We start from the raw sequence: 22,285 nt of genomic DNA on the forward strand, positions 1-22,285 counted from the left end.
AACGAGCTGGAGCAGGTTCGCGCGGAATTGAGCGCACGCAGGGTGGACGGGGAAATTATCGACGAACTGGCGCGGCGGTTTCCTGCATCAGCGCTGGCGGACAAATTGGAGTCGATCATGTCGGCCACGACGCCGCCTATTTTGACGCGAGATGGAGATGTTGTGAGTCGTCCTGACTACCCGACGCGACTACGGGCAATTGATTTGACGCTTGCTTACCTCGTTGGACGGCCGATTGAGCGGACTATGTCCATACGCGCGGAGAAGCCGCAAACACCAGACGCGCTGCTTGAGGAGGCCACGAAGTCGCCTGCGATGCTGGACATGCTGTTGGAGGCGCTGTCGGCGGCGAAGGCCAAGAGTCAGGCGACGGCGAGCGGTGAACGTTGATTTCACGACAGATGCGCTACGAGCCGTTGCCTGCATCCCGCTGGTTCTGGCTCTGGTCGAAGATTTCCGAAAAAGAGCTTGACGATAAGCGTTTATTGTGAGAATATCGGGAGTCGAAGGAAAACTTAACTCAATAAAACACTATGAAACGCAAGACTCTGACCGCTCCAGCCAATGCCACCCGCGAAGAAAAAGCCGCCTGGGAAATCTACCCCGACCATCAACTCGGCGCGATGGTGCAGCCTCAAGCTCATCACCGTGAACGCATCATCCGGCTGGCATCGGGTGGATATGGCGCGGTCGAAATCCTGAGCCGTCGCCAGAAGAATGAAATCAAGCAGTTCAACGACATTCTCGCGAACATCCCATGAAATGCCCACACTGCGGAATGAAAATCAATGCCGCGTCCATCATGGGCGCGGCTGGAAAGGGAAAGCCAAAAGCCTTCTCGAAGGCGGAACGCAAGCGCAGGAGCGACCGCATGAAGGCTCTGAACGCCAAGCGACGTTCTGGGCCGGAGAACGAATAAGCTCTGGCACGGGAGGGGCGGCGATACGCTCCACCGAAGCCAGCAAACCTACAACCCAAGACTGACATGAATACACCAACAAGCACCCCTCCCGTTGACCAGCAGCGCCCTTGTTCGCCTTCGTCGTTTATCGCGGAGGTGCTGCGAAAGGACGAGGCAGCAGTGGACGAACTCAAGACCCTGGTGCCTGAATACACGCCGCCAGATGAATACGCGGCCCTCCACACTCGCGGAAAAGAGGCGCTGGAAACTCTGGACGAAATGACCAGCCTGCTCAGGTCTGCAATCTGCATCTGCGAAAGGGAAGGCGCGGCGACCAACTGGGGCGGCTTTGCTGCGAGCATACGCAAGTTGGGGCTCACTGGAGTCACGGCGCGGACTTATCGTCAGGCGAACGTTCCTACTCTGGCACGGGCCGAGGAGGACTCCGCAATCACAAACCCACAACCTACGGCCCGTTGCCAGCAGTAGGTTTGTTCTCCCTGGCGGAGAGACTTCGACACCATCAAAGACATCTACCACCTATGTTCCATCAACGCGATAAAACCAAAGAGCAATGCAAGTTCATCTTCGGCATGGAGATGATTGCCTGCCCTTCGTGCGGCTCCTATAATCTTGGGTTCCAAACGCCCATCAAAACGAAGGGAGGCGAAACACTGAAGCAACTGGTGGCAATGTCCATCCGTGGCGGCAATGAACTAAAGGGGCCAGTCTATATTAAATGTTGGAAGTGCCATCATGCAGGCCCATCACTAGACTGCTCTGGACGCACTAGAGATGATGTTGGGCGTGATGCTCACGTAGCCGCCACGGTGAAAGCTCTCTGGAACTCGCAGACATCGCAGCCTGGCACAGAGCGGAGGGAGAACGAATCAAGCGCAGACACGGCGGGAGTAGCGCCCCGCCACGCGACAGACGGCATCCCGCCGTTGTCTGCCGCGCTTTGTTATCCCTTGGCGGAATCTACACAAAACACACTACCATGAGCGACCTATACTGGAAACAGAACTACAACACCAAACTGAGCGACGAGAACGAAGCTCGTTTCAAGAACTGGACTGCCGCACAATCAAAGGCCCGTGGCCGCGATATGTCCAACGACGACATCGACTATGACCTGCGCGGCTACTGGCTGAATGGAGGCTACAAATCCGAAGCGGCTGGGCACATGCCCGACACATACAAGAAGCCGAATCATCCGACGTTCAGCAATGAATCCGTCTATCACGGACAACCTGACCCGTGGGGCGGAAAATTCGATGGGGGGAAATGGGAGGGAGACGACAAGACCGGATGGGCGTTCAAGCCGACGCATCACATGCTGAGCAGCACGCACAATCTGGAGAACATGAAACGCTACATGGCCGAGAATGAGAAGGGCGTGAAGCTGGTGCTCCCCATCCCGTATCGCCCGCTATGAATTGGGATAACGTCTCAGATCAGCGCACGGGCCGCGCTGACCTCCGTTAATACTACACGCAGCCTACGGCCCGTTCGCTGCATCTGATTTGTTCGCCATGCTATCACCCATACTACACCCCGCGTCAGGAACGTGGATGCTCGGCAAGATCGAGAGTCACACCGCTAAACCAATGTCCAAGGAGGAAATCGAAGCGCACATTGCTGATTATGACCGGCTGCGACAACTCTGCTCGGAGCAATCGTCGGCGCTCAAATGGGCGAAGGAACTGCTCGAAATGAAGGGTCTGGCGAACGATGAGATGAGGGACCGCTCCGGTAGCGGCACTTTGCAAGAACACTAACCTACCAAATCACAATGAGCACTGCTACAAATCCGCCCCAGAGCGGTTCCTCTCCATCGCCCTTGTTCGCCCCGTGTTGGGGATGCAAACACACGTTGCAGTGTGAGACTGTTGCTGAGTGCATCAGTCCAGGTGTCTCGCAAGCTGATTGGGAGATGGTCGAAAATATTGCCATCCGACTTCGCGAGATGCTGTGGGATGATGCAACCGACATGATGCAAGGAGCAATGGTAGGGCATCCGGTGGAGTGTCTAGCCTTCGCTGAATGGTGGATACAGCGCGCAAAAGGACTGCCCACCACCGTGCCGGGTGATTACCCTGTGTTCAGGGCGAACGTCTCGGATCAGGCGACGGCGAGCGCAGGACGTGGCTTACACGACAGACAGCCTACGAGCCGTTGCCTGCATCCGTTTTGTTCGGGCTTGAGTGACGGTGGATCTCATCTTGTAAAGGTATTGAGGGGAAAGATCATTTGTCTTGAGACAAGAACAGGGTCGCCTCTGCTAGAAGATGAGCGTCAACTGATAGCTGCACAGAGTATTCACCAAACTGAGCAAACGACTGATTGGTCAGAGTGCAGCGAATCTTATGAGAGCCGTGAAGACTACTTTCCGGCTCCGAAAACGAAACCTCTCGATTGAGCATCTCATGAACCACGCCTCCATCCTCGTTCACTATGACTACTCTAATCCGGTGGTCTCCCGCCTCGCTTGCGGCATATCTGATAATCCCGGCGACAGTAAAAGAGTCATGACGACACGGCACGGAGTCTGCAATGATCGTATCGAATGTGCCAAGAATGTTCAGTTTTCCAGCGTGAATCGTGGCTGCGTCACAAATGACGAAAAGGTCGGTCTTCATGGTGATCTTGGTGGTTGCCCGAACGTCTAAACTCACACACGACTATGGCGAGAAAAGACATTGCAAACACACAAGGCACCAACGCCATAGGCGTTGTGTGCAGTGCCATTGTTCGCCTTTGGTGGCGTTGCGTGCGGATGAAATATCGGCTCGCAACCTTCCTCGATTACGGGAATAGGCTCAATCGCTCCGTGGACGTGGAAAGCGAACTCATGAGAGTGGCAACGGGGAAGCGGACTGCGCTGACTCCAGACGAGTGCAGGAGGCTAGCTCAAAAGCTCGGTGTGCCTGAGTGCTACCGAGATAAGGCGAACGCCATGGATGAGGGACGGCGAACACAAGAGATTGTAATCACACCAGACCAACTATGAGCCGTTCCTCTCCATCCGATTGTTCGGCCTTTGAACTCGCCCCCGGTGACGTGGAAGGCGCGCTGAAAAAGGTGCTCGAATATATCCGAATCAGACAACGCGAGATCCGCGACCAACAGGACCGCTGCCATAAAATCGGGGCGGAAGAATCAAAGAAGGCACTCATGGACCGACATGATGAAATCGACTGCGTGGCCGAAGTGGTGAACCAACTTCGATGGATCGCCAACGGTAGGCCGAACGATCAGTTCTCCCGAGAGGAGGGCTCATAAATCTATGTCTAAATCTAATACACCAAAGCCCGCCGTTAGATTTGCGCTGGCAGAGCTTTCGGAGTGGGCGCAGCTTGAGTTCAAGGCCGCTGACTCCACTGCCCAACGGGATGCATGGTTAGATGTCCGCGATTGGGCGAGGAATGGCGCAAGAACGAGTAAACCATCAAAGCCTAAACAGCCGATGCCGCCGGATACTGATATACTGGAAGCTCTCGAAAACCACATCCCTGGAATCATCGCCGCCGGGGCACGTTGGGCGCGTAAGGCGAACGACAAGCTCACACACGGCGCGACACCATGACTATCGAATCTCAAGAGACGTGCGGGAGCGCCGTTGTGTGCAGCGATTTGTTAGGCCAAAAGCGTCGCGTTGACCAATCGTGGTTCAATGCAAAATCGGTTGAATACGGAACGCCCGATAGCATCTGGAAACCGCTCGACAAAGAGTTCGGATTCACGCTCGACGTGGCAAGCACGCACGAAAACGCGCTCTGTGCGAATCACTACACGCCAGCCGAGGACGGTCTGGTGCAACCGTGGTCGGGCGTGTGCTGGATGAACCCGCCGTATGGCCGCGTGATGCAAAAATGGGTGCGGAAGGCTCATGCTGAATGGAAACGGGGCTGCTGTGTGGTGGCTCTGATACCCGCACGAACAAACACTGGCTGGTGGCACGACTGCATCCAAGACATCGCAACCGTGCGCTTCATCCGTGGCGAAGTCGCCTTCAAAGGATTCGAGCGCGGGCTGTGGATGCCGATGTGCGTGGTCATTTGGCAGAACACCCAAAGCCAGGCACCCGCTGACGCTACACCTAACACTATTGAATGATGGAACAGACCCTATCGAAGCCGGAAAACGTCGAACAACTAGAGGCTGAAGCGGGTTGTCCTGCGCTGCCTTGTTCTGTGTCTTTGGCGCTGGACTCCGTAATCTGTGGCGACAACTGCGAAACGCTCGCAGCCATGCCTGCGGAGAGTGTGGATCTGGTGGTGACATCGCCGCCCTATGACAATCTCCGCACCTACGGCGGTCACACATGGGACTTCGAGGGACTGGCAAGCGAACTAACCCGCGTGCTGAAGCCTGGCGGTGTGATCGTGTGGGTGGTGGCCGATGCGACGGTGAACGGAAGCGAGACACTCACCAGCATGAAGCAGGCGATCCACTTCAAGGATGTGTGCGGTCTGAATGTCCACGACACGATGATCTACTCGACACAGAAACCGCCACTGACGCACAACCGATATGAGCAGGAATGGGAATATGCCTTCGTGATCTCAAAGGGGAGACCAGCAAAGTGGAATCCGCTCCGCGAACAAACGAAAAGGCCAGGGCATCAAGCTGGCCGAGGACCGCTGAATGCCGAGGGGAAAGATAATGGGAGAACCCAAGTCAGAACCACGGGCGAAATGCGACTCAGAGGAAACATCTGGAGATACTACGCGGGGCGCGATGAGGATGAGGGCACTGGAGGGCATCCCGCCGTGTTCCCTCTGGCGCTGGCAAAAGACCATGTGGCAAGCTGGAGCAATCCCGGCGATGTGGTGCTCGACCCGTTCGCTGGAAGCGGGACGACGCTGAAAGCCGCGAAGGAACTAAACCGCCGATTCATCGGCATCGAAATCAACCCCGAATACGTGGAAATCTGCAAGGATCGAATCTCGCAGGATGTGCTGCAACTCTTCTCTCCACAGAACGCTTGAGATCAGCCACTGAGCCTAAGCGAGTTGGACTGCATCTCATTGTTCTCTGACGTTGGTGAAAAATCTTCAAATAGAGTTTGCATGATGTAGCTTTATGCTACATAATAGAAACGCAACCAATCCCACCCATATGACCATCATCCCATTCGCAGAACTCACCACCTCACGCCAAAAGGCAATCCTCGCAATCAGCGCAATGCGCCGCCGCTCAGATGAGGCGATGCAGGCCGCCCAAGCCGACCACGGCACACAATCGCCGCAGTTCGAGGAAGCTGCCGCTCGCTATGAGCAGGCAACTGAAATGCTCACCGAGCAGACTCAGCGCACCCGTATGCCAGAGCATCCCCTCTATGTGTCCGCAGAATCAGCCGCCGCCTACTATGACGCCATCAAGTAACGCCTGCCCAATCTGTGGGGAATCATCATGCCCCGGAAACGAGTGCTCGCCTCCTTACGAGGAGGAAATGGAATGTCCCGCCTGCGTCACCGCGATGGGAATAAACCCACTCGACGGCAAGCTGGGTTGTCCGCATGTGGCTTGCTGTTATGTGGGTGAAACTCCAAAAGCTCCAGCACCACGCTGCACAAAGTGCGGGGCGTGGCTCCATGAAACGGAACAAAAGCACGGCTGTATCATGTGCCAAGCAAAGGAGGCAAAATGAAAGAGTGCATTCTTTGGTGGTGTGGGTTCGCTGTCCTGTCAGTGTGCTTTTTGGCTTGGGTTCGCATTACGTTTGATATTCTGCACGCAATGCGATGACCGCCACCGACTACAAAGCCACCCGCGAGCACCTAGGCACACAAGCCGAAGTCGCCGCCATGCTCGGCGTGAATCGTGTGACCGTGGCGAAGCGGGAGAACGGCACCATGACCATCACAAACGAGGCAGTCCTAGCGATCCAGTCGCTCCGCAGGCCGAGAGGTAAACGCAAGTCAGAGAACGCTGAGGTATCCCACGGGGACGGCAGCGCCACTCCGCAAACACTCAAATCATGATAGCTACTCTACAACTTCGACAGCACGGCGAGTCCCCGTTGGGATCACCGCTTTGTTCGCATTCTTTGGCGGCGTTGTTCGTGCAACCGGATGGATGCTATGCCAATCTTCCATTCGTGGATGCGTGGCCGGAAGATCGGGACGCGAGGAACTACGACGGCAATCTGCCAGTGGTGGCGCACCCGCCCTGCCAGCTATGGGGTAACCTCGCAGCCGTGAACTACAAGCGGTATGGTGGCGAGCACAACCGACCCGGCAACGATGGAGGATGCTTCGCAGCCGCTGTGGTGCATGTGAGACGCTGCGGGGGGCGTGCTGGAACATCCAAGATCATCCAAGGCGTTCGCAGCTCACGACATCACCCCGCCGCAAGGTATGGGATGGCAACGCGCATTCTGCGGTGGATGGGTCTGCGAAGTGTGGCAGTCCGCCTATGGGCATCGCCAACAAAGCGACGTGGTTTCACTACTACGGCCAGAATCCGCCGATGGAACTGGACTGGCGGCGAATCGTGGGAACCCACCAAGTAGCCTACCCGCCCAAGGAAGGAACTGCCAGCAGAAACTCCAAGAAACCCGCTCTGACGCGGAAGCAGGCCAACGCCACGCCCGAGCCATTTCGGGACGCGATGATCGCGCTTTCTCTTCAGCGAACAAAGCATTATCACAATCTCCCGAGAATGAACCGCAGCGGTAAAGGCTATTGGACGCCTCGAACATCCGCGCTAGCCCATGCAGCTAAAGCGCGTAAGCGCATGGAGTCGCCGCCAGACTACGAGCCGCGTAAGCTGGACGATGGCGAGTTCCTGGGCGTGCTCCAGTGGCAAGCCGCAGACGGAAGCGTGAGGCGCTGGACAATCAGACAGGGACCGAGGGCCAACAACATCCGCGTCACAACCAAGGGTAAGGAGGTTGTCTGCGGATGGGACAAGCTCATGGCATCGCTGAGAAAGCGGCTCGCCGTGCCAAAGCGGCAGCTACCAAACGCCTGACCGCTCGTTGTCCTCGCGCAGATCGAACGGGAGCGCCACCGTCGGGGCCGCAGGCGAATACTCGCGCGCCGCCGCTTTGACCATCCAGCCGATGCCGACCGAAATCACTTCGTCGTCATGGCAATTCGCGATCTTCATCGCGCCCTCGCTGCCGTCCTTGTGACGAACGAACGTGCGGCATTGTTTGAGAAACCACGGCCACGCCACACGGAAGCCAGCGCCGGGTTGGTTCAGGTCGCGCATTGCTGACGCCAGGGTTTCCACAAGGCTCTTCTTCATCTCGGCTGTCGTCTCGAAGCCGTAGAGCCCCGAGTCTTCCCACGAGTCCACTTCGTCTTTTGGTCGCTCGCGCTTCCAGATCGGCACTCCGCGCTTCCTCAACTCGCCGATGAGGTATTCGCCGCGATTCGCTTCGGGGCAAACCGGGCACCAGCCATAGTAGCCGGACAGTCGCGCGATGAGTTCGGCCAGTTGGTCCATATCCCAGCGGTTGCCGGGCGATTTCACATCCTTGTTCCCCCATCCGGTCGGGAACAAGCTGGCGACACTCTCGGGATGCACCCAGCGGTTGCGCGCGTCGTAATGTCCCTCACAAATGACATGAACGGCGTTCGTGTCCGGGTCAGCCCCGGCCACGTAGCTGCCCCCCTTCATGTTGTCCGCGCTGATGATGTAGCGCATCCCCACGCGCGGAGGATCGAGCACCACAAGCTCGGCCTGCTCCGCCGTGCTCGGCACCCACACGACCCTCCGGTAATCGCGGCGGTTGACGGGAAGCTGGCGCTGCTCTTCGGCCAAGTGAAGACCGCCGTAACGGAAGTCGTTCGCTCGCAGCTTCGCGTATTCGTCCAGTTGGTCGAGAGGTTCGAGCGCAAAGCGGGATGGTGCCGATGCCTTGAAACCATCGACTTCGGTTGTGGGATATTCTCGGTCGCGTTTCATTGTGTCTCCGCCGCATTCGGGCGCTTTGAGTTTCCTGTGATACCAATAGACCTGCTCGGGATCTAAGCCGTGATCGTCCCACACCTTGAGCGCCTTCTTGTCGCCCATCTTGGCTAGGTAGCCGCGCAGCCATTCCGCATCCTTACCCGCAGGCAGCGGCGTGCGTGAGTCGCCGAAGATATACCACGGCGCGAAAATCTTAATGTAGCCGTTGCCCGCGATGCCCGCCTTCATCTCATCGAGCGTGACAGCGCCCTCCCAGGTTTCGGGAAAGATACCAGTCGGGCCGTTGGCTGTGGACTCCATGATAACGAATGTCTCAGGCTCGTCGGGCACGCAGTTGAGCACCGAGTTGAGCACGTCAGCCGCGTTGATCTCGCCCTCACTGCGCCAGCGTGCAACCTCGGTGGCGAGAACGAAGTGATATGTGCCCGAGCGTCCGGCCTCCTTGTCTCCAGCAGTCTCTCGCTCCCACTCGCTGCCGTTGGAACAGGACGCCTTGAGTGTGTCGCTCTTCCAGGTGTTACCCCAATCGTGTTCGTCCTTCTGCCCGTAGTAGCGCAGCATCTTCCACAGGTTGTTTGTCTGGCTGTTCTGCCCGCCGATCACAAGGCCGTTCATCGTGCGCCCCCGACTCTGTGCGTAGCCGACGGCGGTGTTGATCGTGCTGCAACCCTTCTGGCGCGGCTTGTATTCGATCAGGCGCACCGGCACCTTGTTCGCGAGGCACCACTTGATTGCCTCGCCAACCTGGACCTGCATTTCGTTGGCTTGCGGAGGCTCGTTGGGGTCGTGCCGCTTACCAGGGTTCGCACCGACGCCAATCTTGCTCGTCTTGATGCGCCCGTGAATTTCAAACCACGTCACCGGGTTGTGAATGTAGCACCATTGGCGAAGAGTATTCAGCATTGGCTAACTGTTGGTTGCCAGTATTCCTACTGCCGACTCCTGCGCTCTGGTCATGAGCACATGCGTTGGATTCCGGCCACAATTGTTCGCGCGGAAATTTTGGAATGCGGTTTGAATGGCTTTGTCGATGTCGTCAGCAGTCATGGTGTTGTGGAAAGAAACGTTGGTTTCACGCTCTGGAATAGCTCATAGCGCTGTGGTGGTGCAGTTATGTTGACGAGCCCGAAGCCACTCATCCACGAGTGGCTTCGGATACATGATGGTGCGCGTGCCGAATCGCACGAACGGAAGCGACTTGTGCTCACGAGCGAAGAGCAACGAGCGCCCCGCCCGGTGTCGTCCCTTCCTCGTCGTCAAGTCGAGACGCACGCAGTAGCGGTGCGCCAACTGAACCCAGGTGTAGCAGTCCGCAGGCTTGTAAACGGTCGTCTCGTGTGACATGCGGGCCGATTGTCATGGCTGGCCGTCGCTCGGCAACTCCTTATTATGACGTGATGCTAGTAATTGCTGCTTGTTAGCACAGTGCCCACATTGGCACCGTCGAGCCGTGGCCACAGTCTGCCCGCATGGCCGACCCAGCAACGCAGGCGCTACCCGCCGCGACACCCGCAACCGATCCAGTCAGCGACTACTACGCTCAAGTGCAGGCAGCGATGCAGGCACCCCGCGAAGGATACGTTGACCCACATTTCACCGATAGCCCTCGTGATCCTGATGCCGAAGTTCTCGGCACCGCCCGCGACGACCTCGGCGAACCTGTTGAAACCACAACTCCGACCGAGCAGGCTCCCGCCGCTCCCCAGGAACAGGCACAACAGCAGGAGGAGCAAGTTGTAGAGCAGGTGGTGCCTCCCGCAGATCCAGACGCACCGCTCCCCGCTCAGGACGAACCGCAGCAGCAACCGCAGGAAGGCGACAAGCCTCCGCAGTTCCGTTTGCGGCCAGCCAAAGGCGACAAGCTCGGCGAGCAAGCGTTGTGGTTCATGCGACGGAACCCAGACATGCCGCTTGAGACCGCGATGGCGAAAGCCCGCGCGCAGCTCGGCATTGAAGAGCCCGCCGTATCAACCGCAACGCCAAACCAAGAGACAACCACGACGACCGAGCAGGCCACGCCGCCAACCGTTGTGAGTCTTGAGGAGCTGGAATCAACGCGCGTTGATTTGCTGGCAAAGCTCAGGACAGCCAGGGAATCCCTGGACTACGACGAGCAAGCCACCATTCAAGCGCAGCTCGATGATCTAGTTTACGATGCCATTCCGAAAGCCCGCGAGGCAACAGCCCGCTCCGCCCAGGTTCAGCAGACGCAAACTCTCACCGCGCTACAGCAGTCCGCCCAAACTGCCGCCTCGCTCTATCCAGAAGCGACGCAAGAGGGCTCAGAGTTTTTCAATCGCATGATCGAGATTGAGCATGCGCTCACCGCAACCGGCGACCCTCTCATTAATGACCCGAATAAACCTTTGGTCATCGCTCAGATGGCCGCGCGCGAACTCAACATCGCGCCACAACGGAAGGGCACGGCTCAGCCCCCGACCGCAGCACCGTCACAGCAACCGAGGCCAGCGGCCCGAGTGCAAATGACAGCCCCCCTTGCCTCGCCCGGTGCGCGAGTCACTACCGCACCAGTGCCAGCCATCGAGCAGGCCATCGAGAAGGTATCAAGCGCCGAGGACTACGAAGCGCTCATGAGCCAACTCGTCGGCAAACGTCGATAGCCGTCCGCAGGTGCTAGCAACCCGCAACTTCTAGCACACCATGCCCACTAATCCCGCATATTCGAGCCCGAGCTACATCGCGGCTCCCACAACCGGCGACCGTCTCGCGACGCTCGCACCTAACGCCGTTCGCCAGCTTTGGAAGAAGGGCGTCGATACCTTCGAAGAAACGGCTGACTTCTTTGCCGAAATGGAAGGCGCTTCGCCGCTCTCCATCGTGCAGACCGAAACCGACACCGGCAAAGGCGCTGGCCAGAAGATCACGTTCAGCGTGGATTCCGGCCTCTACGGTGAAGCTCACCTTGGCGATGAACTCTTCACGGATTCCCGCCACTTCGAGGAGCTTCGCCTGTCGTCCAACGACCTGACGGTTGATTGGTTCCGCCATTCGGTGCGTCACACCGAGCGCACCGAGCACAAGATGGGTATGCTCGGCGAACTCGTGGGCCGCGTGCCTGAGAAGCTCGGTAATTGGGCCGGTCGTCTCAAAACCGAAAAGCTGTTCATGATGTTCCGCGAGCAGGTGCCGGGCGAAAACAAGCTCACTCTGTCCACCGGCCTGAATTGGGATGCGATCAGCACCAACGCGCAAATCATGAAGCGTTGGGGCGCATCGCCTGCAATGGTTGGCCGCGACCCGAAAGGCAAGCCTGTGCGCGCTTACACGGTCATCGCTTGCACCGATGCACTCACTTCGCTCGAACTGGACACCGGCTGGCGCGACATACTCAAGAGCACCCGCAACGAAGAGGGTGCCAAATACCTGTTCAGCGGTGGCTACACCCTGTTCGTGGCCACGTCATCAAGGAATATGAGGCCGTCGAGCATGATGGCTACGGCGCGATTGGTTCGCCGCTCAATCCTATGGCTCGCCTTGGTGCTGACCTCGCTATCGTGACGGCCAGCTACAACACCGCTCAATACATCTACGGCGGTGGCAGCGACTACGACGCGAATGACATCCTCGTGAAGCCGACGAAGTGGTTCCCACAGTATGCCTACAAGTTCCAGGCTGGCGTCACGCTGAGTCCTGCGGCTGACAGCTTCTACGTGGCGATCATCAACCCGCCCAACGCGGCAGTCGATCCGAACAAGTATGGCTTCTACAAGTGCAACGCAAACGACGGCGTGAAGCTGACGATTGAGTCCGCTCTTGTCGATGGCACCACGGTTGTCGCTCATGCGGCTGGCGCTGGTCCTTCGCTGGTGACTACCCTTGGCTCGGTTGCCTGGAATGCTGCCAAGCACTCCAACACTCACGCGACTAACTCGCTGGTCGTGCTCGTCGGTTCTGACGCTGTGCCGCTCTTCACCTCGCTCATCCTTGGCGCTGCATCCGCTCGCCGTGGTTACGGTGCGGTGCGCAACGGTCGTGCGGTTCAGGAGCACGAAGGCGGTTTCGTCCGCGACGTGTATTTCAAGACCGTGTTCGGTCAGGCTCCGCGCACCAACCGTTTGGGCCGTGCTCCTGGCGTGCTGACCCTCCAGCACAAGGGCATGTATGCGGGCACTCCGCTGCCGACGCCGTAACAGCAAGCCGCACTAAGCAATCTCAACGCCTACCCTGTATGTCTGAAGTCCTCATTACCCTCCGCCATCTCAACACCTCGCATCCGGTAACGGTCGGCGAGTTCAAATGGCACGAGGCAACCGGGCGTCATCTCATGCAGGGTAGGCCGCTTTCCGTCGAAGAGTTCAATGCGTGGACTCACTCGCCTGAGTGGGATCGCAGTATTGAGCGCAACGGCGAGCGGCTTCGTATTGAGTTGCGCGAGGTCATTGACCCCCGCGTGACTGAGTTGGAGGCGCAGAATGCCGAGTTGCTAGCGCGGATTGAACAACTTTCAGCTCATCCGCCAAGCGTGGAAGGAGTAACCGGGGACGCTCACGCGCCTCTAGCACAATCGCAGGATGGACAAGTGGTAAAGTCATCTGGCTCATATCCAGAAGACGCGGGTTCAACTCCCGCTCCTGCAACCAATTCCCTACTGGAGGCTGCCGCGAATGCGTCGCCGCCTCCCAAAAGTCGCCGTCGTGATCAAACTCGCACCCATAGCCGGAAGCGAGCGAAGTAAGGCTGATGCTGTCGAGCCGCTGGCGCGCCAAGTGACCGCTATGGAGCGAGCCTTGGGCCAGTTTCGCCCGACCATCGCCTTGGGCAGTGATGCCCGGCTTATGTATGTGATGGCCCAAGATCCGAACGCCGACACGTCGGCTCTTTACCCCACAGTTTACGCCAAACCACTCCTCGGACAGCCAACCGATCCAAACATGTTGTTTGGCCGCGTGTCCGCCAAGGCCCGCCAACTGCAAGCCAAGATGAGCGCTTTCACCGTCCAACATCTGCCAGGGCAGGATTTGAGTAGCCTGCAAGGCCACGCGGTTCCGCTTGGCTTCCTGCCTGTGCTCGGCTGCGACGCCAACTGGAACGGCAAAGCGTGGACTGTCACGAGCGGCAAACTGAATGTGTCGCAGCACATCGAAGGTCACGCGGATTTCGATCTTCCTGCCACCGATTTCACGGCGCGCACAGGGCTTCTTCACCTCCGCCTGGACGTGCAATTCACAAACTCGGAAAGAGGTATTGCAATCGTCAATGCTGCCGTCGCTTTTGCGCAAGGCGATGTTGCAACCTCAACAACGTTTTCATACGACCCGGCAGGCAATGCGTGGACCCCCGGCGTGATCATCTCGCCGCTCGCTTATCTGCTTGCACCAACCCCTGAGCGACCGGCCCCCGTGGTGCTGAACTTTGTCGCTGCCGCGCGAGGAGAGATTCCAACACGGCGCGTGTGGATGTTGCCGTTTACGCTGGGAGGGCTGCAACCGCAATGACCGACCAAGCCGCAGACCTCAACGCATGGCAAGCCACCAACACCGTGCGGCGACTAGACGAGCAAAACCGTTTCTTTGGCGCGACGGCTTGGGCCGATGGCGCGGGCGCGACGCGTCCGTTGAATCAGACAACCGAGGTGCATGGTGCCTACGAAATCACTGACGAGTGGGCAATGCTTGAGGCGCACGGTTACTACCAAGCGGAAGATGGCAGGCTCAAGCTCGCACCTGTGCTGGTTTACCCAGGCGTTGTGCTTGCGCCGTGGGTGGAAGGCTACACCGTTCCTCCGCGCAGCGCGTTCTTGTGGCTCACAATCGAGCATGGTCTTGGCACCGCTCGTTACCCGACCGCTGACCCCAAAAAGCCGGACACCGGCTGGAGCGGACAAATCACATCAACTCGTGGCCGTCTGGAGTGGGGCAGCGGCGAACCTCGGGAACAGCAGATTTTCCCAGGCGTCTATGAAAACTCGATGCCTCCTGCGTCCACCTTCATCTGGCATCAAATCATCGGCAGCACCGATGCAGGCGGGCGCTACACGCCGCAAAACGATTCACCAACTTTCGTGGCCGGTTTCTACTGCCCGCCATACTAGCAACCAACACCACACAGCATTATGATCGGTTCACTCTCAAACTTCGGCGAGGCGCTCGTTCTCGATTCCGTCTTTGGTCGCATCCCAAACTACAACTGGCCCGGCACGCTCTACGTCGCGCTGTTCACCTCCATGCCGGATGACAGCGGCGCGAATGGCTCCGAAGTCAGCACCAGCGGCACGGGCTACACCCGCACGCCCATCAGCAACAACAGCACGAACTTCGATGCGACACCGACGAGCACGAGCGGTAGCGCTGTAAAGGGCGTGAAGAAGAACAAGACCGCATGGGTATTCCCAACGGCAACCGCAGCCTGGGGTGAAGTGCGCGGCGGCGGCATCTACGACGCGTCGAGCGGTGGAAACCTTCTTTGGCTGTGGGAATGGTCGCAGCCTCGCGTTGTAGCTGCCAATGACACGATGCGTGTCGAAGCGCTCGAACTCCAGTTCACGTTCAACAACGCTGATGCGTCGCTCGATGCCAACTGCGTCTTGTCGTTCGCTCTTCAGCGCGCATTCCTAGATGCGTTCTTTGGTTCGCCTGCGGCCCCCACGATTCCAGCAGACCTTTACGGCGCGCTGATGACTGCGCTTCCCGGCGCTGACGAAGGGAGTTCGGCAGGAACGGAACTCACGATTGCAACCAACAATTATTCCCGCGTCCAGATTCCCAATGATGCAACGCGCTGGCCTGCTTACAGCAATGGCCAGAAGAGCAACGGTCAGCAGATCGTGTGGCCGCAGGCTTCGGGCTCGTGGTCGTCTGTTGTGGGTGTGTGCCTCTATGGCGGCGCTTTGGCTGGCGCGACGCTCATCGCCAAGCTCAATCCGAACACCACTTCCAACTGGGTGGCGGGCGATCAGCCGCGCATCGCCGCTGGCGCTCTGCCAATTCAGGGAGACTAAAGTATGGCGCATCCACTGAGTAGCACCCCGGCGAGCATCCGCCTCACGACCACCACTGTGCCCACAGCGCAGACGGTGGACATGGATGGCGTGATGCAAACGGCGCTTTTGGTGAATCAGCTCGTGGATTACCCGGCATCGACCGCGATCACGGCGGCGGTGCAATCGGGCGTCAATCTCGTTGTGCCCGCAGTCGGAACCGATGTGTCTGGCGTTGCTCCCGGCGCGACCGGCACAGGCACAGGCTACGCCTCCGCAACGGCTGTTACTAAGGTCACGGCAGGGACTCAAAAGACGAGCACGAAGCTCGTGAGCGGCTCGCATGTGCTGGCGCTATCCCCGCTCGTGCCTGACACTGACATTTCGGTTGGCGGGCTAGTAATTGGAACCAACATACCCGCAAACGCAGCGGTGAGCGCCACTGCGACGCAGCCGCGCGCAGTGTCATTGTCGATCACCACCACGGCAGCAAGCGCAACCGTGAACCTCGCAAGCGGCACGACTGCCGGAATGCGAATTGGCATGGTGATCATCGCCCCAACGGTCCCGGCTGGCTACACGGTGGCAACCATCGCGTCGTCAACGCAGTTCACACTTTCTTCTGGCACCAGCGTAACCGCAGGCACGGCCATTGCTGCCACTGGCACCAGCGTTGTTGCAGCGCGTCGAGTGGTCAATGCAAGCACGCAATCGGCCTCCGCTACCGTGACCGTCGAATCGACTGCCGGACTCGTCGCGGGACAGCTCATTTCGTCAGCCGCTTTTGCGACAGGCACGACGATTTCAATCGTCACGAGCGACACCACTTTTACGGCATCGGCGAGCGCAGGATCAAGCACTACGGGCGACATGACGCTCGGCGCACTGATCACCATCAGTCACAAGGACACCAACACCACGAGTGTTGCGGCGTCCGGCTCGGTATCGGCACAAACGATTAGTATCGGCCCAGTCATCGAAATGGCGGCGAACGCCTCGACATCAACGAGCGCAACCTACACTTTTGTTGGCAATGGTCGCACAATGGCCGACATGCGCGATGGCGATTACTGCATCATCGCCGTGCGCGTCACATCAAACACCGGATACGAGAGCTACCTCATGGGCTACGGGTATCTCCGCCGTGCTTCGTCTGGCCTGAAACAGTTCTACCTTTGGTCACAGGAGACGGGGGGCTCGCCAGTCACAGATCTGACCGTTCCGCCCGAGGTAAATTCGCTGTTTTGGTCGCTCACTAATGGCCCGCACATCATTGGCATCTTCCAGAAGCCCAAGCTCGTGTTCGAGTTTGGAGTGGAACGCGGCATCTCTGGCAAAATGCTTTCCGCCCCAGTGCTTTCGCGCGGCGCGTCCCCAATAGTCTTTCCTGCGCAGCGTATCGCGGCACGCCTACTGCAAGGCCCTGCCCTTGTTGGCCTAGCGGAAAACCAGTTCATCCGCTTCCCGGCGCAACTCATCACGTCGCGCGTCCGCGTGTCGCCGGACATCCGCAGCATCGAACGCGACATCACTTTTGATTTGGCGGCACCGCCCTCGCTTCGCTCCAGGCTGTTGCAGTTACCGACTCTGACGGGCGGTTATTTGCGAGTGTCCGCCACGGCTCGCGCGACGCTTCATGCGGGAGTCATCACCATCAGTCCTCACGGTGAAGAGTTGATTTTCCGTGGTGCCCCGCCTGCGCTGACCTCGCGAGCAAGCGGCGCTTTGACTGGCTCGAATTTCTTTCGGCGCACGCCCTTGATTCGCGCGCTGACTCGCGGCTCGCTCGATTTCGTGATTACCGGGCGCGGCCTGTCGGTTCGCGATGTGGTTGCTGATTGCATGGGCGTCTGGAATCTGCGGCTTGGTGTGCGCTGCTTGTGCGCTCAGGACGACGTGAAAGAGCGGGCAATCGCGGACTTGAACGCCTCGCTACAAGTGATCTACAGCCGCGCGCACCGACTCAACTACTTCAATAAAACCACGCTCACTGTCACGGTGCCAGCCAACGCGACCGGCGCAGACCTTCCCAACACGATTCAAGCCGTGCTTGGGACGGCCCGTTGGAAAGCCACCGAAGACGCGACGACAACGAAAGCGCTAGCCTCCCTGTCTTCGCTGGCAGATGCGCAGCAATTTGGCGACCTTTACGGCGTGGCAGGCAATCCAATGGCTTACTTCATCGACACGCGGACACAACCGGAAGCAAACGTTGTGAAGAGTAAGCTGATGGTGTTGCCTGTGCAGACATCGCAAATCTACGTCGATTTGGAAGTTGCCTACGCCGCCCCGCGCTACACATGGCGTGACGTTGAGCTTGCAACCCCTCTCCAGTTGCCGAGCACTTACGCGGAATCGTTGCTGATGCCGATTGTTCGCCAGCGAGCGACCGGCTTCCGGTTGTTCACCAATCAGGCGCTTCGTCAGACCATTGAAGCGCAATACATGAAGGCGCAACTCGCTCTTGGCCTTGTCGATCCCAAGCCCAAGCAAGCCGCAGAGCCGCAAACCGCCAACGTTGGAGGGATTGAACAATGACAACCATCCAACTCGCGCAACAAATCGCGCGCCGCACCCCAGCGAAAACTCTGACCGCCCTCGCGGTTGAGGATCTTAATGCGCTCGCGACCGCCATCAACTCGGCACTCAAGGATTGGTTCCAAAAGGCCACGATGCCGCATGTGACGACGCCGATTGGCGCGGATTTGCGCGGCTCACTCACGATCAACGGCACCGCAACCAACGGCAGCAAGACAATCGTGCTCTCGAACGCTCCCGCATGGTTCGCGACCGACGGCATTGGCTCCAGTGTCCAGGTTGCGGGCGATGCGCGCTGGAATCGCCTGATGAGCGTGACTGAACTGCTGTTCCCCTACAATGGCCCGACCGGCGCAGTTGAGTTCAAAGTCTGGCATGATGTGGTTCCACTGCCTGATACCTTGCTCCAGGTGGGTAGCCCGGTGCGCTTGATTCGTTCCGCTGGCGTGTTCAATGAGCGCATTCTTACCAATGCCATCGTTCCGCCCGTATGGAGCTTCGAGGGGCACGTTCATTGGTCGGGAGACCCGATGTATTACGGCATTGAGCCGATCAACACCGCCGCGCATTCCACGCCGTTCTTCGTTCTCCGCGTGTGGCCGATGCCGACGCGCGCCGTGACGCTCGCCTTCCCCATCGTGAACGTGTATCAGATCACGCTTCCGGCGCTCAGCTCGCCCGTGACGCTACCGCTTCCCGAAGACGTGTGCAGCACGATCATCCTGCCGCTGGCGCTCGACTACGCGGCGGGCGCTGACCTGCTCAAGAAAGACTCGGATTTCAAGCGCATTACCTACGATGCGCAGAACGCACGCGCGGCCATCGCTGTCCGCACTATGCACGTTGTCACTGAACCTCAAGCTATGGGCACTGTGCCCGGTTGGTAATTATGCCTGTCATCCTACTCGAAAACGACGGTCTAAAAAGTCACGTCAAAGAGGTCATTCGCCAACTTCTCGAAGCCAACGACGAGGCAGCGAAGGAACTCGGCACGACCATCGAGCCGCGCTTCAAAATCACATTCAGCGTCACCACGGTGTCATTGGGCGGGCTGAATGCCGTGCAGCGTCCGGCAGAAAGCAGGGTTGCTGACCAATTCACCGACTCAACCGAAGAGCCGGTTACGTCGGTCACTGAGTCTGTCCGCTCAGGCGAGCAGCTTGGCGAGAGCAACAACAAGCTGGATGCGCTGGCCACGCAGTCGCAAAGCTCCCGCGACTCCACGGCGACAACCGGCAAGGTTTCGCAGGCGGAAAAGAACTCGGGTATTAGTAAGGCCGTTGAAGCCTCAACGACCACAGCGAACGACACTGCCAAAGAAACCGCAAACTCCAAGCAGAGCGAAACCAACTCTCAGGTGCAGTCCAACAACACCAAACAGGAGACAACGACGGAATACGTCCAAGCCTAAGCTATGCCCGCAAACTCAACACGACAAGTCGCGGTCACGTCTGGCGGCGATGGCGCGTCTAGCACGTCAAACCAAAACACCGCGCAGGAGCAGTTTTCGGAGTCCATCAAGGATCAGCGCGCCTCCAGCACGCGAGATACTACGGAGTCCCGCGACACCTCCAGCACGCGAGACGAGAACAACACCTCAGTCCGCGATGGCTCAAACTCCAGCGAGGACAAGCGCGTTCAAACAACCGCCGAGACATCGAAGCAAAGCACGACTGCGAACGAGCGGACAACGCAAAGCACGCCAACCGTGGTGAAGCATGTCAAAGTAAGCGGGGGTGGGCAAACCTCGCTCCAGCCCGATGACTATGCGATGCAGATCAGTTTTACGCTGGAAGTCACGTCGCCATTGTGTAGATGTTAACAACCAACAGGAATCAGCACTATGAAAATGACCGTCACTGACAAACCGCAGCCGCTCACGCTTGAGTCCGGGACATCGCTCCTAGAGCTTGAGAACGTTGGCACCGAGACGATCTACCGTGGATGGGAACCCGTAACGACCGCATCGGCGGGAAATTATCCCGGCGTCAAGCTCGCAGCAGGTGAGCAAATCAGCTACGGCGGCAATGGGCTACCGCTGGCCAACCGCACATTGTATCTCGTGTGTGATTCCGGTAAGACGACACAACTCAACTACACTCAACGATGATCTTTCGCCGGTCCAGTTCTCGCATTCGTGCCGTCGGCATCGGCTGCTCCCAGAGCGGACGAAGTGGGGGTGGTTCTACGCCATCGGCTCCAACCTATCTTCGTCCTGATGGCGTCTCTCAGTATCGCCGCCCTGATGGCACCAGTCTTTACCTTCGCCCCTGATTATGCCTGACCTTACACTTACCTCGGCTGTTGATACGTTTCTTGGCTCCGCCGATCAGGCGGCAATGCGAACAAACCTTGGCCTCGGAACGATGGCCACACAGGCGGCGAGCGCCGTTGCAATCACGGGCGGCACCTTCGCGGGTCTTTCAGTGCAGGCAGGCTCCGGCAGCGGACGAATCAGCATTAACCACGACATTAACGGCGTCCTCCTGGGCTCAACCACTTCAACGATTCAGTTTTATGATACCTACCTCAGTCGAGGTGGTGCCGCTCATGTTCTCATGATGGGTGTTTCTGGCGCATCACCAGCAACTCAGTGCTTCAAGGCTGCGAGCGGCGTTGGAACCAACATCGGCGGCGGAAAGCTGCTATGTGTGCGGGCCAATCCACGGGAATGCGATCCCGCAAGATTGGCGCTCCAAGGAACTACACAAGGGGCGTCCGGCTCCACCGCACAAACTTACGCTGATGTCCTCTCCGTCTTGAATTCTCACTACATTGAGATTGGAGACGGCGTGACCATTAACGGAACAGGCTCCGGCTTCCGGCTCGGCTCAAGCATGGCGTCGCTCCTCGGCTTCTGGGGTGCTGCGCCGGTCGCGCAGTTCAACTGGTCTGGAGGCGCTGGAATCTACGGCACCGGCTCCGGCAATCCCGTGCTCGATGATTCCACATTCGTCGGTTCAACCGGCTCAACCGCCTACACCGTCAATGATTTGATCTCCGCCCTAAAGCTCTGCGGTGTGCTCGCAGCCTAACCACCAACCACCCTCACGCTATGCCCTCAATCGAAGCATACAATCCATCATGAGGCCCGCATCTCAACGACTCGCCAGCCTGATCAACGCCGTAGCAGAAGCCGCAACGAAGAACCAACCGGTTATTCTCGCCGTGCTGCAAGATCATGCAGCGGCGCTCATCGCCGAAATCGAGAGGATGGAAGCTAAGGAGAGCCTTGAAGCACCCCCACCACCAACCGAGCCATGATCCGATTCGGCGTCACTCTCCGATCACTGACTTTGCCAGAGGGCCTTTCTGAGTCCCTGCTGGTGAAGGATGTGAAGCACGCGTTGAATCAGTTCAATGCGGCGCTGGAGGGTATCGTGGAGTTCCGTTTGGAGCAGTGGCCGGAGTCGGACTATCGGGTGTTCATCAAGTTTGGTGAAGCGGACGAAGGGACGGCGGAGCTGGTGAAGGACGCGAACGGTAAGGACTTCACGGTGAAGCTCGATCCGCGTGCGGACTGGGATCTGAAGAAACGCTGGTTCATGCGCTTCGGCGCGGTGAGCACACTGACGCTGATCATGCACGAGCTGGCCCACATCGCGCAGTTTGCGCACGAGGCTGATGAGGATTCGATCCTTTATGCGAGGCCCTTTCCACGCAAGCGCTTGACCCAGAAAGACGGCACGCTTCTTCGGCGCATCTTCTGGCGGTGGGCAAAAGATCAAATCCCCAACGTATGACTTTGAGCGACCAGTATTTTGTGATTGGAGGCGTGGCAGCCTGGGGCGTCGCCATGAGTGCTATCGGCGTGCTCTGGCAGCGGAACATCAAGCTGGAGGGCGTGGTCGCTCGATTGCAATCACAGCTCGTTGCAGGCATGGCCGCCCAGGAGATGCTGCGCTCGTGTCCGGCTCCCGACTGTCCTTTTGCTGAACACACCAGCCTCGACGCAGCCCCCCGCTCCATCACCTCCCGAG

The 22,285-nt window shown here is 58.5% G+C and carries 26 protein-coding genes and 1 tRNA gene; 25 read left to right on the top strand and 2 right to left on the bottom strand.

Annotation, left to right across the window (positions count from 1 at the left end):
* The 5 genes from IPM06_18290 to IPM06_18310 all read left to right on the top strand — a co-directional run.
* The coding region (locus tag IPM06_18290) for a hypothetical protein (GenBank protein MBK8772352.1) at positions 1 to 390 on the top strand (390 nt) is incomplete at its 5' end.
* 143 nt (positions 391 to 533) lie between these two features.
* A complete protein-coding gene (locus IPM06_18295; protein MBK8772353.1) occupies positions 534 to 761 on the top strand; it encodes a hypothetical protein in 228 nt (75 codons plus the stop codon).
* Positions 762 to 1,081: 320 nt separating this feature from the next.
* Positions 1,082 to 1,390, top strand: a complete 309-nt coding sequence (locus tag IPM06_18300; GenBank protein MBK8772354.1) for a hypothetical protein — start codon at positions 1,082 to 1,084, stop codon at positions 1,388 to 1,390.
* A 511-nt stretch (positions 1,391 to 1,901) separates the two neighbouring features.
* Positions 1,902 to 2,339 (top strand): hypothetical protein, encoded by a 438-nt coding sequence (locus IPM06_18305; protein ID MBK8772355.1) that lies wholly within the window; start codon positions 1,902 to 1,904, stop codon positions 2,337 to 2,339.
* A gap of 136 nt (positions 2,340 to 2,475) precedes the next feature.
* Complete coding sequence (locus IPM06_18310) at positions 2,476 to 2,682, top strand: hypothetical protein (protein MBK8772356.1); 207 nt, start codon at positions 2,476 to 2,478, stop codon at positions 2,680 to 2,682.
* A gap of 468 nt (positions 2,683 to 3,150) precedes the next feature.
* Here IPM06_18310 and IPM06_18315 read toward each other — a convergent pair whose 3' ends face one another.
* The gene (locus tag IPM06_18315) at positions 3,151 to 3,543 is read right to left on the bottom strand and encodes a hypothetical protein (protein ID MBK8772357.1); all 393 of its coding nucleotides are present in this window, start codon (positions 3,541 to 3,543) and stop codon (positions 3,151 to 3,153) included.
* A 367-nt stretch (positions 3,544 to 3,910) separates the two neighbouring features.
* Between IPM06_18315 and IPM06_18320 the strand changes: the two genes are divergently transcribed.
* The 6 genes from IPM06_18320 (at position 3,911) to IPM06_18345 (ending at position 7,882) form a co-directional block, all read left to right on the top strand.
* Positions 3,911 to 4,186, top strand: coding sequence for a hypothetical protein (locus IPM06_18320; GenBank protein ID MBK8772358.1), 276 nt, complete (start codon positions 3,911 to 3,913; stop codon positions 4,184 to 4,186).
* 300 nt (positions 4,187 to 4,486) lie between these two features.
* Positions 4,487 to 5,020 carry an adenine methyltransferase gene (locus IPM06_18325; protein MBK8772359.1) on the top strand — a complete coding sequence of 178 codons (534 nt, stop codon included), beginning with the start codon at positions 4,487 to 4,489 and terminating at the stop codon, positions 5,018 to 5,020.
* Entirely contained in the window at positions 5,017 to 5,895 is an 879-nt protein-coding gene (locus tag IPM06_18330) for a site-specific DNA-methyltransferase (GenBank protein MBK8772360.1), read from the top strand. The genes IPM06_18325 and IPM06_18330 overlap by 4 nt, the downstream gene beginning before the upstream one ends.
* Positions 5,896 to 6,025: 130 nt before the next feature.
* On the top strand, positions 6,026 to 6,292 hold the full coding sequence (locus IPM06_18335; GenBank protein MBK8772361.1) for a hypothetical protein: 267 nt from the start codon (positions 6,026 to 6,028) through the stop codon (positions 6,290 to 6,292).
* Between the two features lie 359 nt (positions 6,293 to 6,651).
* On the top strand, positions 6,652 to 6,891 hold the full coding sequence (locus IPM06_18340; GenBank protein ID MBK8772362.1) for a helix-turn-helix transcriptional regulator: 240 nt from the start codon (positions 6,652 to 6,654) through the stop codon (positions 6,889 to 6,891).
* 433 nt (positions 6,892 to 7,324) lie between these two features.
* The gene (locus IPM06_18345; GenBank protein ID MBK8772363.1) at positions 7,325 to 7,882 is read left to right on the top strand and encodes a hypothetical protein; all 558 of its coding nucleotides are present in this window, start codon (positions 7,325 to 7,327) and stop codon (positions 7,880 to 7,882) included.
* Here the strand turns inward: IPM06_18345 and IPM06_18350 are convergent.
* The gene (locus tag IPM06_18350) at positions 7,868 to 9,733 is read right to left on the bottom strand and encodes a hypothetical protein (protein ID MBK8772364.1); all 1,866 of its coding nucleotides are present in this window, start codon (positions 9,731 to 9,733) and stop codon (positions 7,868 to 7,870) included. The genes IPM06_18345 and IPM06_18350 overlap by 15 nt on opposite strands.
* Before the next feature lie 566 nt (positions 9,734 to 10,299).
* Between IPM06_18350 and IPM06_18355 the strand changes: the two genes are divergently transcribed.
* The 14 genes from IPM06_18355 (at position 10,300) to IPM06_18420 (ending at position 22,048) form a co-directional block, all read left to right on the top strand.
* Positions 10,300 to 11,451, top strand: coding sequence for a hypothetical protein (locus IPM06_18355; protein MBK8772365.1), 1,152 nt, complete (start codon positions 10,300 to 10,302; stop codon positions 11,449 to 11,451).
* A gap of 40 nt (positions 11,452 to 11,491) precedes the next feature.
* A complete protein-coding gene (locus IPM06_18360) occupies positions 11,492 to 12,349 on the top strand; it encodes a hypothetical protein (protein ID MBK8772366.1) in 858 nt (285 codons plus the stop codon).
* Positions 12,316 to 12,981: a hypothetical protein gene (locus IPM06_18365; protein MBK8772367.1), complete on the top strand. Its 666-nt coding sequence runs from the start codon at positions 12,316 to 12,318 to the stop codon at positions 12,979 to 12,981. Before IPM06_18360 ends, IPM06_18365 begins: the two co-directional genes overlap by 34 nt.
* A 375-nt stretch (positions 12,982 to 13,356) precedes the next feature.
* Positions 13,357 to 13,431: transfer RNA gene (locus IPM06_18370), tRNA-Met, on the top strand.
* Between the two features lie 24 nt (positions 13,432 to 13,455).
* Positions 13,456 to 14,286 carry a hypothetical protein gene (locus tag IPM06_18375; GenBank protein ID MBK8772368.1) on the top strand — a complete coding sequence of 277 codons (831 nt, stop codon included), beginning with the start codon at positions 13,456 to 13,458 and terminating at the stop codon, positions 14,284 to 14,286.
* Positions 14,283 to 14,882, top strand: coding sequence for a hypothetical protein (locus IPM06_18380; GenBank protein MBK8772369.1), 600 nt, complete (start codon positions 14,283 to 14,285; stop codon positions 14,880 to 14,882). The genes IPM06_18375 and IPM06_18380 overlap by 4 nt, the downstream gene beginning before the upstream one ends.
* Positions 14,883 to 14,903: 21 nt before the next feature.
* Entirely contained in the window at positions 14,904 to 15,788 is an 885-nt protein-coding gene (locus tag IPM06_18385) for a hypothetical protein (protein MBK8772370.1), read from the top strand.
* A 3-nt stretch (positions 15,789 to 15,791) separates the two neighbouring features.
* Complete coding sequence (locus IPM06_18390; protein MBK8772371.1) at positions 15,792 to 18,305, top strand: hypothetical protein; 2,514 nt, start codon at positions 15,792 to 15,794, stop codon at positions 18,303 to 18,305.
* The gene (locus IPM06_18395) at positions 18,302 to 19,192 is read left to right on the top strand and encodes a hypothetical protein (GenBank protein ID MBK8772372.1); all 891 of its coding nucleotides are present in this window, start codon (positions 18,302 to 18,304) and stop codon (positions 19,190 to 19,192) included. Before IPM06_18390 ends, IPM06_18395 begins: the two co-directional genes overlap by 4 nt.
* Positions 19,193 to 19,194: 2 nt before the next feature.
* Positions 19,195 to 19,716, top strand: coding sequence for a hypothetical protein (locus IPM06_18400; GenBank protein MBK8772373.1), 522 nt, complete (start codon positions 19,195 to 19,197; stop codon positions 19,714 to 19,716).
* Positions 19,717 to 20,148: 432 nt separating this feature from the next.
* Positions 20,149 to 20,415 carry a hypothetical protein gene (locus IPM06_18405; protein MBK8772374.1) on the top strand — a complete coding sequence of 89 codons (267 nt, stop codon included), beginning with the start codon at positions 20,149 to 20,151 and terminating at the stop codon, positions 20,413 to 20,415.
* 166 nt (positions 20,416 to 20,581) lie between these two features.
* A complete protein-coding gene (locus tag IPM06_18410) occupies positions 20,582 to 21,340 on the top strand; it encodes a hypothetical protein (protein MBK8772375.1) in 759 nt (252 codons plus the stop codon).
* 49 nt (positions 21,341 to 21,389) lie between these two features.
* On the top strand, positions 21,390 to 21,569 hold the full coding sequence (locus IPM06_18415) for a hypothetical protein (protein MBK8772376.1): 180 nt from the start codon (positions 21,390 to 21,392) through the stop codon (positions 21,567 to 21,569).
* 62 nt (positions 21,570 to 21,631) lie between these two features.
* Positions 21,632 to 22,048 (top strand): hypothetical protein, encoded by a 417-nt coding sequence (locus IPM06_18420; GenBank protein MBK8772377.1) that lies wholly within the window; start codon positions 21,632 to 21,634, stop codon positions 22,046 to 22,048.
* Positions 22,049 to 22,285: the final 237 nt, after the last annotated feature.

The sequence above is a fragment of the Hyphomicrobiales bacterium genome, from assembly GCA_016710435.1.
Classification (GTDB): domain Bacteria; phylum Pseudomonadota; class Alphaproteobacteria; order Rhizobiales; family Aestuariivirgaceae; genus Aestuariivirga.

Excerpts from the sequence above, each read along its gene's own strand:
- IPM06_18330 (MBK8772360.1), top strand. The coding sequence starts at position 5,017 with ATGATGGAACAGACCCTATCGAAGCCGGAAAACGTCGAACAACTAGAG.
- IPM06_18315 (MBK8772357.1), bottom strand. The coding sequence starts at position 3,543 with ATGAAGACCGACCTTTTCGTCATTTGTGACGCAGCCACGATTCACGCT.
- IPM06_18405 (MBK8772374.1), top strand. The coding sequence starts at position 20,149 with ATGAAAATGACCGTCACTGACAAACCGCAGCCGCTCACGCTTGAGTCC.
- IPM06_18380 (MBK8772369.1), top strand. The coding sequence starts at position 14,283 with ATGACCGACCAAGCCGCAGACCTCAACGCATGGCAAGCCACCAACACC.
- IPM06_18355 (MBK8772365.1), top strand. The coding sequence starts at position 10,300 with ATGGCCGACCCAGCAACGCAGGCGCTACCCGCCGCGACACCCGCAACC.
- IPM06_18390 (MBK8772371.1), top strand. The coding sequence starts at position 15,792 with ATGGCGCATCCACTGAGTAGCACCCCGGCGAGCATCCGCCTCACGACC.
- IPM06_18375 (MBK8772368.1), top strand. The coding sequence starts at position 13,456 with ATGCGTCGCCGCCTCCCAAAAGTCGCCGTCGTGATCAAACTCGCACCC.
- IPM06_18350 (MBK8772364.1), bottom strand. The coding sequence starts at position 9,733 with ATGCTGAATACTCTTCGCCAATGGTGCTACATTCACAACCCGGTGACG.
- IPM06_18325 (MBK8772359.1), top strand. The coding sequence starts at position 4,487 with ATGACTATCGAATCTCAAGAGACGTGCGGGAGCGCCGTTGTGTGCAGC.
- IPM06_18320 (MBK8772358.1), top strand. The coding sequence starts at position 3,911 with ATGAGCCGTTCCTCTCCATCCGATTGTTCGGCCTTTGAACTCGCCCCC.
- IPM06_18335 (MBK8772361.1), top strand. The coding sequence starts at position 6,026 with ATGACCATCATCCCATTCGCAGAACTCACCACCTCACGCCAAAAGGCA.
- IPM06_18310 (MBK8772356.1), top strand. The coding sequence starts at position 2,476 with ATGCTCGGCAAGATCGAGAGTCACACCGCTAAACCAATGTCCAAGGAG.
- IPM06_18305 (MBK8772355.1), top strand. The coding sequence starts at position 1,902 with ATGAGCGACCTATACTGGAAACAGAACTACAACACCAAACTGAGCGAC.
- IPM06_18295 (MBK8772353.1), top strand. The coding sequence starts at position 534 with ATGAAACGCAAGACTCTGACCGCTCCAGCCAATGCCACCCGCGAAGAA.
- IPM06_18365 (MBK8772367.1), top strand. The coding sequence starts at position 12,316 with ATGGCTCGCCTTGGTGCTGACCTCGCTATCGTGACGGCCAGCTACAAC.
- IPM06_18395 (MBK8772372.1), top strand. The coding sequence starts at position 18,302 with ATGACAACCATCCAACTCGCGCAACAAATCGCGCGCCGCACCCCAGCG.
- IPM06_18415 (MBK8772376.1), top strand. The coding sequence starts at position 21,390 with ATGAGGCCCGCATCTCAACGACTCGCCAGCCTGATCAACGCCGTAGCA.
- IPM06_18340 (MBK8772362.1), top strand. The coding sequence starts at position 6,652 with ATGACCGCCACCGACTACAAAGCCACCCGCGAGCACCTAGGCACACAA.
- IPM06_18385 (MBK8772370.1), top strand. The coding sequence starts at position 14,904 with ATGATCGGTTCACTCTCAAACTTCGGCGAGGCGCTCGTTCTCGATTCC.
- IPM06_18360 (MBK8772366.1), top strand. The coding sequence starts at position 11,492 with ATGCCCACTAATCCCGCATATTCGAGCCCGAGCTACATCGCGGCTCCC.
- IPM06_18345 (MBK8772363.1), top strand. The coding sequence starts at position 7,325 with ATGGGCATCGCCAACAAAGCGACGTGGTTTCACTACTACGGCCAGAAT.
- IPM06_18410 (MBK8772375.1), top strand. The coding sequence starts at position 20,582 with ATGCCTGACCTTACACTTACCTCGGCTGTTGATACGTTTCTTGGCTCC.
- IPM06_18400 (MBK8772373.1), top strand. The coding sequence starts at position 19,195 with ATGCCTGTCATCCTACTCGAAAACGACGGTCTAAAAAGTCACGTCAAA.